Genomic DNA, 13,397 nt, shown 5'->3' on the forward strand with positions numbered 1-13,397 from the left:
TATGATATGATAATTAATATTTTAATGCCAGCCATGTTCTGGTCTATAAGCTGCGGTGGCAGAAACGGTGTAACGGAGTCCGCTCACCAATAGCCAATGCTTCTATATTAGCTTATACTAAGGATGTAAAAAGAAGATATGACTGTGTTCTTTCATAATGATAGCTTAAGTATTTTGCAATTATAAAGAAAAAGATAGAGCGAAGCAAGTGGATAAGATTAAATAAGAACAGCCGAAAGATAAATCCGGCTGTCCTTATTCAATGCTTTGAGTTATCTTTTTATTCCATGCCCACACTATGCTTTACAGGAGAGAGGATGAACGTAAATTCATAGTCTCCGTAAGGCAATTGATATTTAGGCAACGCAATCGTTCCCCAACTGTTGACGCAACCCAATCCCATTTGTGCCTTGTCGATGCACAAGTTGGTGAGGTTGGCCTTCTTCACTTCGGGTGAGTGACGCTGGTCTTTCTGTGCGCCGTCATCCAATGATTCGATGGTGTAATGCAATGCAGAGGCAGAGAAAGGAGCTTCGGCTACAATCTTCACGCCATTACCGCCGGCATTCAACTGTTTCCACCAACGGATGTCGGTCTTGTTACCGGTTTCCTGTGGACGGATGTAGGAGTAGAATTGTTCGTCTACACTCTGGCGATAGATACCTAAATCTGTGCTATGGTTACGGTCGCTGTAGTTTTCAACCGGGCCGCGTCCGTAGAACTCAATGGTATTGAAGTTCTTCGGCATTTGCATCTGCATACCGAAGCGGAACATCGGAGATACCTTGGCATTTTTGTCGGCTGTCATCTTTTGGGTGATTTTAATGGCACCTTGGTTGTTGATGACATAATCCAGATAGAGTTTGGCAGAAACGGCTTTCATGTCGTATTCGGCTGTTATCTGTACTTGATTGTCTACAGTAGTGGAAGCCAGACGGACAAGTTTCAACCCCGGATTCTTCCATGCGCCAAAGCGGTGTTGCAGGCCGGCACCGAAATCATTGTCGGTAGGAGCACGCCAGAAGTTGGGAGTCAGCGCAGCGCCTTCTTTAATCATTTCCAGACCATTAACATCGTATTTGCTCAAGTAACCGTTTCTTTTATTGAACTCGATGGTGAAGTTTTCACCTTTTACTATCAGGTAGTTCTGCTGGTTGTCGATGATTTGAGGAGTAACGATAGCCACATTGGTTGTTTCTACATTCTTCAAGTCCATGGCCGGAGCCTTGTAGGGATTCAGAGTAAGCTGGTCTTTGGCAACTGTATGACCGGCAGCCAATAAGCCTTCGCGGTTCTTCAGTTTGTAGGATACGTTCAACAGCCATTCTGTGCACTGGCAAGTCTTGCCTAAGTCAAGTTTAATTTTGGCGGTCTGTTGCGGAGCGACATTGAGATTGTCCACACGTCCCGAACGGATTACTTTTCCGCCTTTCAGCACTTCCCATTCCATATAGTAAGCAGAAAGGTCGCGGAAGAAGTTTTCATTGTAGACGTTAACTTCCCCTTTGCTCAGGTCGGCAGGAGTAGTCCAGATGTTCTGATAGAAATAGCCTACTTCGTGCATGTGTGGATTAGGGTTGCGGTCGGGACTGATTAAACCATTGTCGCAGAAGTTGTTGTCGGATGCATCGAAGCGGTTGAAGTCGCCACCGTAAGCATAGATTTCAACTCCGTTCTTGCCTTTCCAGCGAACGGACTGGTCGACGAAGTCCCAGATGAAGCCACCTTGCAGGTTCGGATATTTGCGGATGAGGTCCCAGTATTCTTTGAATCCGCCTTGAGAGTTACCCATGGCGTGGGCATATTCACATTGGATAAGCGGTTTGGTAGTATCGGTACGCTGACCGTATTTTTCCATACCTTCATAGCCGTAATACATCGGGCAGAAGATGTCGGTATGGTCTTTCAGACCGGCTTGTTCGTATTGGCAGGCACGGCTGGGATCTTCTGCCTTTATCCATTTGTAACATGCTTCGAAGTTGGGGCCGTCTCCGGCTTCATTACCCAATGACCAGAAGATGATGCTGGGGTGGTTGAAGCCACGTTGAACATTACGCTGGTTGCGTTCCAGGTGTGCTTGTTTGAATGACGGGTTCTTTGCCAGAGTAGCTTCACCGTAGCCCATTCCGTGAGATTCCACATTTGCTTCGGCTACTACATAAATACCGTATTTGTCACAAAGGTCGTACCACAGGTTGTTGTCCGGGTAGTGGCAGGTACGCACAGCGTTCAGATTATATTGTTTCATGATTTGAATATCCTGAAGCATACGTTCGGGCGACACTACATAACCTCCGTCCGGGTCGAGTTCATGACGGTCGGCTCCTTTGAAAAGAACAGCTTTTCCGTTGACCAGGATTTGACCTCCTTTCAGTTCAATTTTGCGGAAACCGACTTTTACGGGGATAACTTCATTGCTTCCCTGCATGCTGGCACGCAAAGTATATAAATAAGGAGTCTCGGCACTCCATTTATTCGGATTCTCTACGTTCATGGTCACCGTGCCGCTTCCTTTGGCAGTAGCTGTGGCTACTTGCTTGCCGGTGGCATCGACCAATTCCAAATCGACGGTTCCGCTTCCTTTCAGGTCGAGTTTCACGGCCAGTGAACCGTTTTTATATTCTGCATCCAAGTCGGGAGTGACGCGGATATCCTGAATGCGTTTCTTGTTGCGTGCATATAGATAACAGTCACGTCCTACACCGCTGAAACGGAAGAAGTCCTGATCTTCCAGATAGGTACCGTCACACCAGCGGAATACTTGAAAAGCGATTAAGTTCTTTTGTCCCGGTTTCAGATAAGGGGTCAGGTCGAATTCGGCTTCCAGTTTGCTGTCTTCGCTATATCCCACATAACGGCCGTTTACCCATATATACATATTGGAAGTGACGGAACCGAAATGAGCGATAATGTCTTTTCCACTCCATGAAGCGGGAATTGCAATTTCGCGGCGGTAAGAACCGACGTGGTTGTTTTCGGTCGGGACTTCGGGAGGGTTGTTCTTAAACTGATTGCGCCATGCATAGCCTACATTGACATAAATGGGATCACCGTAACCGTTTAATTCCCAAACGCCGGGAACCTGAATATCGTCCCAACCTTTGTCATTGAAGGTTGTTTTCCAGAAGTCCATGGGGCGTGCATCTGCATCTTTCACCCAATTGAACTTCCATGTGCCGTTTAGCGTCATATAATTGGCTGATGATTCTTTCAGTCCTGTTTTAGCAGCATCGGCATTTTCGTAAGCAAAGTAGTTAGTGTGCATCGGTGCGCGGTTTACCGCATTAACTTGCGGGTTGCGCCACTCATTGGACTGTGCGCTTGCCGCGAGTGCAAACACGGTGAATAGTCCGGTAAGAAGTTGTCTTTTCATGCTATAATATTTATAAAGGTTTTGTGCAAATATAGTGAAAAACTATAGTTCTTATGGGTATAAATCGGGCAATATTTGTTATAATTGTGGTTAATTTGCAACTTATTCTTAAAAGTAATGGCATTTTTGAAAGGTATATGGGAAAAATGGCGGCATTTGCTGCATGATGATAAATGGAAGCATAAAATCTATGTGATTATCTTTGAGAGTGACACGCCGGCAGGGAAATGGTTTGATGTGGCACTTATCGGGTTTATCGTGCTTAGTATTTTGGTAGTGGTGGCTGAAAGTATTCAAGGTTGGGCGGCGGTTATCGGGCCTTACTTACGATTCTCGGAATATGTCTTTACCTTTTTCTTTACGGTAGAATATTTGTTAAGGCTTTATTGCTCTCCTCAACCGCGCAAGTATGCTTTAAGCTTTTTCGGTATCATTGATTTGTTGGCTACTTTGCCTTTATATATAGGATGGTTCTTTGGAACGGCACGCTACCTGCTGGTAATCCGCACCTTTCGCCTGATTAGGGTGTTCCGCATATTCAAGTTGTTCAACTTCCTGGATGAAGGCAATCTGCTGTTGCGCTCACTGACCTATAGCAGTCGCAAGATTATCGTTTTTTTTCTCTTTGTGCTGATATTGGTTATTTCTATCGGAACGTTGATGTATATGATTGAAGGACAGCGTCCCGGCACAGCTTTCAATAATATTCCGAACAGCATTTATTGGGCGATAGTCACCATGACTACTGTGGGATATGGCGATATTACTCCCGAAACTCCTTTGGGGCGTTTTCTCTCGGCTGTGGTGATGCTGATGGGGTATACTATCATTGCTGTTCCCACAGGCATTGTATCTGCGTCGATGATGAAAGAACATAGACGCAGACAAGCCCTGAAATGTCCGCACTGTGGGAGAGGCGGACATGAAGAGGAGGCTGTCTTTTGCAAACATTGTGGAGGAAAGCTGGAATGAAAGAGAAATTATTCCACTACCCATCTTTTATCATACGGAACAATCGTTTTGGGATTGTAATACATCCCCTCTTTGGTGGGTATTTTCAGCTTGTAAGTCCTTTTGCTGTGATTGGCCAGGCTGGTTTCCCTCAACCAGGGGTTCATATTCTTCAGAATAGCCAATGTGATTCCTTTGCTGCGTGCAAAGCGTGCAAGGTCTGCTATTCCTTCTGTCACAGTTATTTCGGTATAAGGGATGGCAGGGTATAAATCAGATGCTCTCAGCCGGAAACCGAAAGCAGTCGGGTCGGAGAACATGATTTTAGCAGCGAGGATACGATATACATAGCGTGCGGTTTCTTCTACCAGTTGCAAGTCCAGTGAATCGTCGACATCCTGTTTTGCCAGTTGGCTGGCAATTCTTGCTTGTCCGGCATTGTAAGAGGCGGCTACAGCTACCCAGTCTTTATATTTGGCATAAGCATCGTTCAGATAACGGCAGGCGGCGCGGGTTGCTTTTTCCACGTGATAGCGTTCGTCGATGTTGGAATTGACTTCCAATCCATAGTCTCGTCCGGTTCCTTGCATGAACTGCCACAGTCCGGCGGCTCCGGCAGAGGAGCGTGCGATGGGATTGAGGTTACTTTCTATTACCATCAGATATTTAAAGTCGTCAGGGATTCCGTTTTCCTTCAGTATGGGTTCTACGATAGGGAAATAGCGGTTGGCTTTCTTTATCATTTGCAGGGAGGTGCTGTGCATATAGGTAAATGCCAATAGTTCGCGGTCCATACGTTCATGGCGGTCATATCGGCTGAGGTCTATCGCTTTTCCGCAGAAAACAATACTGGCCGGCACTTCGGGACTGCTGTATCTCAATGCGGTGATACCCGGATTTTCTTTTATGGCTGTACTTGTTGTGTCTTCCTGTTCTCCTTTCGGAGCAACGCAACTGTTGCCCACAAGGGCAGGTGAGATTGTGACCAAAGTAAAGAGCATTGCTGCGGCCATGTTTAGTGTATATATCTTCATTTTTTCTATTTTCTTTTGACGGTTACACCGGTCTGATTATTCTTTGTTATGGCAAAGATAGTTTTTTTGCCTTATAATACCTATATTTATTTTGCAAAGGTGTAATTTATCGTTTGATGTGGACCAGTCATTATTCTTGGAGATTTAATATATCATATTCACCAACAAAGGGAAGACTAAGCCGTTTCTTAGGGTCAGCCAAGCCTTTTTAAACGGAAGATTATTACAGTCTGCTGCGGCAGACTGTACAGTCCACCGTAACGGACTGTACGGTCCACTGCAATGGACTATACAGTCCACTGCCGAAGACTGTAGTAATCCGACTGACAGACAGGCATAATCGAAAGGACGAAAACGCTTAGTCCGCCTAATGAAACGACTTAGGGGGTTCTAAGCGTATGCAGAGTTTGAATTCCCAAGATTTCAAACAGAGCCTCTATCCCTTCCAACCGATTTTTATCTCTCTTTTCTTTCCTGCTTTGGGGCATTACAGGAGTTATACTGCTTATTGTGATAAAACATACGGTAATGAAACTCCGTTCATTTTCATATTAAATAAGAGGTTGCAACGGAATAAAGGGTATTGATATGCTCTCATTTTTATCCTGCTTGTTTTTATTGTAGTAAATATTCTTCGGATATGTCTTATTTATGGAATATATTTTCCTATCTTTACTGCCATTAAAGGACTGGAGTCTCTAAAAAGTCTAATACATGTGAAGAATAGGGTAGCAGGTTTTTGACTTTTCAGAAATGGATACTCAGCCATAGTACGAAATCAATATCTATAATTATGATAAAGAATAAAGTTCAAAAACAAAAACCGCTATCCCCGGAAGCATATATAAAGGAGAAAGCAAGACAGTTGCCGATAGTAGAGTGCTATATAGGAACAAAATGGGATCATATGGGGGAAAAGACAATTATTGTCACGCGCCAACATCCGCAAGGACACTTTACGATGGGGGTTTATTTGGTGGATATCTATTGTAAAGGTCTGCTTCATTCTGAGTATTTCTTTAATCTGGATTATGACGATTATGAAATGATGGTGAGACGTATTGATATGGATGAGGATTTGGAAAAAGCGGAGTATGCTGATGCCCACAAGTTGGTGTATGGGGCTGTTGATTTTGCCGAAGCGGTGGGAATAGATTCTGAAGATTCTTTCGATATCACGAAATATATTCTGGATGAAAAGAAAGAGGAGATACCGTTTACTGAATTCGGCAGAAACGGTAAGCATTACTTGCGTGCCGATACAGACGAGGAAGCCGACCTCTATATACCGATTATAATGGAGGCAATCGGTACTGATTTTACTTATAGTATAGAAGGGGTGACTGACGGAGAAGTGGATGCCGCAGAGGTGCCTTATGGTGATTTTGATTTCAGTGAATTGAATTACGATGAAGCGGAGTTCGACAGAATGTTTGAGAAGCTGGACAGTAGGGAACCTCAGGCTTGATGGCATTAAAGAGAAAGGACATTTAGGAAAGATAATAAAAGTGGGGATGCCAAAACTCCCTTATTATCGAAATCACCCTCGCTACGACTACTTGTGGCGAGGGTGATTTTTAGGTTATCAGAGTTTCGACACCTTCTTACTTATTTTATTATTTAGGTAAATTGAAGGCTACGGACATTTCTTTCATTTGCTCTTGGCTCATGCCGTCGGGCTCAAAGCCCATGTTCTTTGCCGCGATATAAATCAATGCTGATTTATTCAACACATCAATTTGGTCGAAAGCTGCCATTACATCGCAGTCCACTGCAAAGATGCCATGTTTTTCCCACATGACGACATCATAGTCTGCCAGTTCTTTGATAGTGGCTTCTGCCAGTTCTACTGAGCTGGGAAGGGCATAAGGAATCATGCCTAAGCCGCGCGGACAGAATGCTTTTGTTTCGGGAATCATACTCCACAGAAGATTGGTGGCTACATCTTTCTCCATGAATTTCTTGTTGTGTGACAAGGCAATCAGTTCGATGGGGTGTGTATGTACGGATGCCTTATAGGGAGAGCCTTTACCTATGAGGAAATTATGCACGCTCAGGTGGGAAGGAACTTCAGAAGTGGGCTGGACCGGTTTGTCAGCTATAATAACGTAGCTTGCGCAGTCGTCCAGAATGCGGATTACAGAGCCGTTGTCCATGGGGCGGCGGGCCAAATCACGCATACGCATATTGGTTCCTTTGCAGTAGAAATAGCATCCTTTCAGATGGGGCAGTGTTACGCCGATTTGTTTTACTTCACTGATGGCGGGCATATTGCGGATTTCGTCGTCTACGTATTCTGTGATGTTAACGGTGATATTACCTCCGTTACGCTCTGCCCATCCTTTTTGCCATAAATAACCGGCAACTTCCGCTACTTTATTTACTTCATGTGCCAGTTCGGGGCGATTGTCTAAAATTGATTTCATATTTCTTGTTTTAATTTGATTGTTCTGTAATTTACAAATATAGCAAATATTAAATATCTTCTCTGTAGCAGGCAAGATATTTATTATAAGCTTCTTCCCACTGTGTTGCATTCTGCGGCTCAAAGGAAGCAGTTTCGACAGAGGTGCTGATAAGGCGACGCATGGCAGCAATGTCGTTTACCAATCCATTTGCTTTTGCCTGCAGCATGATATTGCCGATAGCGGTTCCTTCACTCGGTCCTGCCATGACAGGAACACCTACTGCATTGCAGGTGAATTGGTTGAGCAAATTGTTTCGCGAGCCTCCGCCGATTATGTGTAATTTCTCGATAGGGAATGGCGCAATCTTTTGCAGTACACTGAATATCTGTTTGTAGCGCATGGATAAACTATCGAAGATGCAACGGGTTATTTCTCCATACGTTTCGGGGACAGGCTGATTGGTCTGTCTGCAATATTCGGCGATAGCTTTAATCATGGATGCCGGGTTTTGAAAACACGGTGCATCCGGATTGATAAGACTGCGGAAAGCGGGTGCTGCCAAAGCTGCATCAATCAATTCAGCATAAGAATAATTGTTATTGGCTGCTTCCCATTCCTTACGGCATCGTTCGAGCAACCACATGCCGCAGATATTTTTCAGAAACCGGGTAGTGCCTTCCACTCCCCCTTCGTTGGTGAAGTTCTGTTCGTAGCTTTCCTTGTTGATAATGGCATCTTTTACTTCAATACCCATCAAACTCCATGTGCCTGAGCTTAGATAAGCAAATTTCTCATTTTGAGCCGGTACTGCTGCCACGGCCGAGGCTGTATCGTGTCCGGCTATCGCAATGACGGAAACAGCCCCCAAGCCGGTCAGTTGCTGTACCTCTTCCGTCAGTACTCCGATTTGTTCTCCGGGGAAGACAAACCGGCCGAATTGTTCTTCTTTAACTCCCACTACGTCCAACAGATCTTTTTCAAAGCGTTTGGTACGCGGATTCAGTATTTGTGAAGTAGAGGCAATCGTATATTCCGTGACCATTTTGCCGGTGAGCATATAGCCCAATGCGTCGGGCATAAAGAGAATCTTGTCTGCTGCTTCCAATGCTGTGCAGTGATGGCGGTGAAGTGTCGATAACTGGAACAATGAATTGAAGTTCATTATCTGAATGCCGGTAATATCATATACTCTTTCGCGCGGAATATGCGTGAAATACTCTTCGGGAGCTCCTACCGTGTGCGGATCGCGATAGCAATAGGGATTGCGGAGCAGTTCACCGTCTTTACCGATTAGTACGAAATCCACTCCCCATGTGTCAATGCCGATGGAGCGGATGGGAATGTTGTCCTTGGCTATTACTTTGAGTCCGTTGATGATTTCGCGGTAAAGGGCATAGATGTCCCAGTAACAATGCCCGCAGGTCTCTATTATATGATTCGGAAAGCGGGTAACCTCTTTCAGCTCTAATTTGCCGTCTCCCAGACAGCCCAAAATGGTTCGTCCGCTGGTGGCACCCAGGTCTACCGCAAAGAAATAAGTGTGTTCCATGTTTCTGCAATTGATAATTTAAGGAATTAATGATACTGCAAAAATAGTTCATTCTTTTAAACTGCTCTTCTTTTTTTTGATAGAATAACAGTTCGATTGTGTGGTAAATGCCCTAAAACATATTATTCTTACTTTTCTTGTAACTTCTTTGGTGAAATGGCAGAATATCAATACCTTCGCTAAGTGAAAAATATATGAAGGTTTTATTAAGAATGAAAAGAATAGTCGGACATCTTATTGTTCTCTCTTTATTATGCTTGACAAATATTGGTCTGGCAAGAGCATGGGATGCTGATCGACAGCAGGCTCAACCTGATGAATTGCAAAAAAGTTATATCCATTCATTCAGACAAAATGCCGGTTTTATCCATACAGAGAGGAATGACAGTATCGCTCTTTTGGGTGACAGTCTGGCGACCGTGTTGGATTCCATAGGCAAGTATGATGAGTATTTTGAATTGAGAAGGATTGTAATCCGTTCGCATATCCTTAGAGGGGAGAGCCGTATTGCCATTGCCCAAAGTGATATGATGTACTCCAAGGCTCAGGCTATGAACCACAAATTCGGTATGGCGATGTCGCTCAATGCAATTGGTGAGGTGTATAGTTACATGAACCGGTTGGAGGAAGCGGAAACATCACTCGAAGAGGCTTTCAGGCAGTTAAATGATCCTTCGGATAATCAGATTCTGACGAAAATACTACTGACGCAATTGGTGGATAATCTTCTTCACCTGAAAAAGGTTGAGAAGGCTAAACTGTATATCGAACGCATAAATGGGTATCCGCCGGCAGACTTATCTCCGGTGGAACAGGCACTTTTTCATAATTATAATGCTTATTATTGTATTCAAGCGGGTGTGCCGGACGAAGCCGACAAGTACTTGAAGGAAGCATGGAAACTGGAACCGATGTTGCCGGTGGGGGTTATCCAGCATCTGTTGATAACTGAGGCTGCTTATTATGAGAGTAAGGGGGAATATGAAAAGGCGCTGGGTTCTTATGACCGTTTCTTTAATGGGAAGACATCGCAAAGGAATCGCGGATTGTATATTGATGCGATGCGCAATAAGGCAGAGCTGTATGTGATGATGGGCGAGGAGCAAGAGGCTTTTAAGCAGTTTGTGTCTGTTTATACTTATACAAAATCTGTATTTACGGAAACTTATCCTAAAGAGATAGACCAACTTTGTACCCGGTTTCAGGCGGACCGGTTGAAGTTTATGAATGAACATCGGCGTACTTTGTCCAACCGTTATTATGTGACCGGAATTGCTGTTTGTGTCTTGGTACTGTTTTATCTTATCTTTCTGAGTTGGAAGAAGATATTTAAACTGCGAGAATCGAAAAGAAAGCAGGAGGAGATGAGGCAGAAGGCGGAGAATGCTATTCGCAAAAAGAATATGTTCCTTTCTAATATGAGCCATGAAGTGCGTACGCCGTTAAATGCTATTGTGGGTTTCTCTACTTTGTTGGCGTCGGAGGAGGATATGGGCATGGATGATGACTCCCGTAAGCAAGCTTGTGAGATTATTCGTGTCAACTCGCACCAACTGCTGAAACTGATAAATGATATACTTGACTTGTCGGATTTTGAAGAGGATAATATTCAGTTCAATATAAAGGAGTATGATGCGGTGAAGATATGTTACGAAGTAATAGAAACTATACGCGCCTCTTATAAACTGAATGTGAAGCTGGAGTTTGAGACTGATTTGGCTTCGTTGGAGCTCGAAACGGATGATTCGAGGCTGAGACAGGTGTTGATAAATTTGCTGGTGAATGCTGTTAAGTTTACTAAAGAAGGTTCTATCGTGCTCAAACTTGAAATGGTAAATGACGGGACGGCTCTTTTTTCGGTGTCGGATACCGGTTGCGGCATCCCGAAGGAGAAGCAGAAACTTATTTTCGAGCGTTTTGAAAAGTTGAATGAATTTGTGCAGGGTAGCGGTTTGGGGCTTTCCATTTGTCAGTTGATTGTGAAATTTGTAGGTGGTAGGATATGGATTGACGGAGACTATACCCGAGGGGCACGTTTTTGTTTCACTCATCCGTTAAAGTATAAATCGATGTTATTATAAGCAGAGTATCATAACATGAAAAAAATTATAACACTGATATCTTGTCTGATTTCTTTTTCATGCCTCTTCTCTCGGGGCTGGAAGGGAGATGATACGATTGCTTTTCGTGACAGTCTGATGAGGAAAGTGGAACATTTGCCAGCAGACACTTCTCGTTTGTTTGTCTTGCTGGATGCGGCATACTTGCATCAGAATCCTCCTTATAATGTGTTTTTTGCCAGACACCTTTATGAAGAAGCACGTAAACAGCAGAATATATATTATGAGAATTTGGGCGCTTATTATCTGGCTGTCTGCTATGATAAAAAACATGATTTGGATAGTATTACGTTTTGGGTGGACAAACTGCAGGAACTTGCTTCCAAGATAGGCAAGTATGATTATTATCTAGAACAAAAGGCTGCCGTCAGTCGCGTACTGGCTTCTAAAAAGATGAATGAAAAGGCGGTTTTTGTAGCTTGGGAAGTATTGAAAGAATCGGAAGAGCGTCACTGTAATAATGGAATAGTGGCTGCTTATAACAGTTTGGGATGTACTTATGCCACTTCCAACCGCCCGGATGAGGCGCTTGCTGCTCTCTTAAAAGGCTATCGGGCATGCAGAAGATATACTAAATTGGGTTTGCACATTGATATTCTTTCTCGTTTGTCAAGGCAATATGCTTATAGAGCGAAGCGGGATTCGAGTACCTGGAAGCGGGATTCGGTTTTGTTTTATTTGAAGAAAATGGATGATTTATTGGGTGGAGTTGTGGAAAAGGAACCGAAAACGCTTAATAATTGGAGAGATGTAATGGTGGATTGCCAGATTAAGTACGTCAACTATTACATGAATAAAAAGAATTATCCCAAAACTATTGAAGCCCTTGAAAAGTCTAAAGCGTTGCTTACTCCGGAAGTGGATTCGGTGTATTGGCTGAATATCCAATTGATGGAAATGCAATATTATGCGCGGACACAAAAATATGACCAAGGGCTTGCATTGATTGATCAGGTTGCTCCGTTTGTGGAAAAAGACCATATAGATGTATTCGAAACTCTTATTTTTTATAAGTCTTTAATACTGCGCGACAAGGGGGATTGGAACGGAGGTATCAATACCTTGAAACTTTTGCTGCATAAACAGGATTCATTGAATATAGCTACTACCACCAGCCAGTTGGAACAGGTAAAAGAGAAGTATCAAATCAATGAACTGCTGATGGAAAAGCAGAAGATTGCCAATATGAATTATCTTCGGGCGATAACGATTCTGAGTGTACTGCTGGTTCTGATGCTCCTGTTTTATCTTTATACCGGCTATTTATCCAAGAAAATAGCTGTGGCGGAGAAGGAGGCGATAAGGGCTGCCGAACTTTCTCATGCCGACAATTTGGCCAAGGAACGGTTAAAACTTGAAATCAGTCATGATATACGGACTCCTTTGAATGCAGTGGTCGGTTTTGCCGAGATTCTGGCTGATGCGGATTGTTTGGATGAAGAGACTAAATCCACTTATAATAAGATTGTTCAGGAGAATGCCACGCAGTTGTTGGACTATGTGAATAATATTCTTGAGTTGTCTCGTCTTGAGTCGGGGAAAATAAAGTATGTGGAAGAGCGTTGTGACTTTGTCAGTCTGTTTCGTGCAGTGATAGAGGAAGCTAATAAAAATGCGCAGAACTGTGTGCATGCAGAGCTACGTACTGATTTGGAGACACAGACGGTCAGAACAGACCGGGCCCGTTTACTTTCTTTATTAGAGAGTTTGACTGTCTCTACTGTCGATACGGAATTTTATCATTCGGATATAACTGTAAAGCGTATAGATGAAAAATCCCTTTTACTGGTGACGGTTGTCAATACACCATTGGCAAAGGAGCGTTTTGAGAATAAAACAGCTATGATTCGTAATGAGATAAATGCTCACTTCATTCATTATTTTGGAGGGTATTATAAAGTAGACGAGCAGGCAAAACAAGGCCCTTCAGTAACTTTTACTTATCCGTATGATGATAAATAG

Annotated in this window: 8 protein-coding genes; 4 read left to right on the forward strand and 4 right to left on the reverse strand. The window is 43.5% G+C overall.

The features are described 5' to 3' along the window. Nucleotides 1-280 precede the first annotated feature (280 nt). A complete protein-coding gene (locus QYT14_RS05795) occupies nucleotides 281-3,373 on the reverse strand; it encodes a glycoside hydrolase family 2 TIM barrel-domain containing protein (RefSeq protein ID WP_288325002.1) in 3,093 nt (1,030 codons plus the stop codon). Between the two features lie 117 nt (nucleotides 3,374-3,490). Here QYT14_RS05795 and QYT14_RS05800 point away from each other — a divergent pair, with 117 nt between their 5' ends. Next, nucleotides 3,491-4,345 (forward strand): ion transporter, encoded by an 855-nt coding sequence (locus tag QYT14_RS05800; RefSeq protein WP_288325003.1) that lies wholly within the window; start codon nucleotides 3,491-3,493, stop codon nucleotides 4,343-4,345. A gap of 8 nt (nucleotides 4,346-4,353) precedes the next feature. Here QYT14_RS05800 and QYT14_RS05805 read toward each other — a convergent pair whose 3' ends face one another. Beyond that, on the reverse strand, nucleotides 4,354-5,358 hold the full coding sequence (locus tag QYT14_RS05805) for a lytic transglycosylase domain-containing protein (protein ID WP_288325004.1): 1,005 nt from the start codon (nucleotides 5,356-5,358) through the stop codon (nucleotides 4,354-4,356). A 793-nt stretch (nucleotides 5,359-6,151) separates the two neighbouring features. Between QYT14_RS05805 and QYT14_RS05810 the strand changes: the two genes are divergently transcribed. Then, nucleotides 6,152-6,826, forward strand: a complete 675-nt coding sequence (locus tag QYT14_RS05810; protein WP_237039103.1) for a hypothetical protein — start codon at nucleotides 6,152-6,154, stop codon at nucleotides 6,824-6,826. 148 nt (nucleotides 6,827-6,974) lie between these two features. Here the strand turns inward: QYT14_RS05810 and rhaD are convergent, their stop codons facing one another. Both rhaD and rhaB read right to left on the reverse strand, forming a co-directional pair. Beyond that, nucleotides 6,975-7,784 (reverse strand): rhamnulose-1-phosphate aldolase, encoded by an 810-nt coding sequence (gene rhaD / locus QYT14_RS05815; protein ID WP_237039102.1) that lies wholly within the window; start codon nucleotides 7,782-7,784, stop codon nucleotides 6,975-6,977. Nucleotides 7,785-7,833: 49 nt separating this feature from the next. Next, nucleotides 7,834-9,315 carry a rhamnulokinase gene (gene rhaB, locus QYT14_RS05820; RefSeq protein ID WP_288325006.1) on the reverse strand — a complete coding sequence of 494 codons (1,482 nt, stop codon included), beginning with the start codon at nucleotides 9,313-9,315 and terminating at the stop codon, nucleotides 7,834-7,836. A 212-nt stretch (nucleotides 9,316-9,527) separates the two neighbouring features. On the opposite strand from rhaB, the gene QYT14_RS05825 reads away from it, so the two are divergent. Continuing rightward, entirely contained in the window at nucleotides 9,528-11,396 is a 1,869-nt protein-coding gene (locus tag QYT14_RS05825) for an ATP-binding protein (RefSeq protein ID WP_288325007.1), read from the forward strand. 15 nt (nucleotides 11,397-11,411) lie between these two features. Continuing rightward, nucleotides 11,412-13,397, forward strand: a complete 1,986-nt coding sequence (locus tag QYT14_RS05830; protein ID WP_288325008.1) for a HAMP domain-containing sensor histidine kinase — start codon at nucleotides 11,412-11,414, stop codon at nucleotides 13,395-13,397.

Source organism: uncultured Phocaeicola sp. (assembly GCF_948499155.1).
GTDB classification, from domain to species: Bacteria; Bacteroidota; Bacteroidia; order Bacteroidales; family Bacteroidaceae; genus Phocaeicola; species Phocaeicola faecalis.

Coding starts and splice junctions, on each gene's coding strand:
- QYT14_RS05830 (WP_288325008.1), top strand. CDS start 11,412: ATGAAAAAAATTATAACACTGATATCTTGTCTGATTTCTTTTTCATGC.
- QYT14_RS05810 (WP_237039103.1), top strand. CDS start 6,152: ATGATAAAGAATAAAGTTCAAAAACAAAAACCGCTATCCCCGGAAGCA.
- QYT14_RS05795 (WP_288325002.1), bottom strand. CDS start 3,373: ATGAAAAGACAACTTCTTACCGGACTATTCACCGTGTTTGCACTCGCG.
- QYT14_RS05805 (WP_288325004.1), bottom strand. CDS start 5,358: ATGAAGATATATACACTAAACATGGCCGCAGCAATGCTCTTTACTTTG.
- rhaB (WP_288325006.1), bottom strand. CDS start 9,315: ATGGAACACACTTATTTCTTTGCGGTAGACCTGGGTGCCACCAGCGGA.
- QYT14_RS05825 (WP_288325007.1), top strand. CDS start 9,528: ATGAAAAGAATAGTCGGACATCTTATTGTTCTCTCTTTATTATGCTTG.
- rhaD (WP_237039102.1), bottom strand. CDS start 7,784: ATGAAATCAATTTTAGACAATCGCCCCGAACTGGCACATGAAGTAAAT.
- QYT14_RS05800 (WP_288325003.1), top strand. CDS start 3,491: ATGGCATTTTTGAAAGGTATATGGGAAAAATGGCGGCATTTGCTGCAT.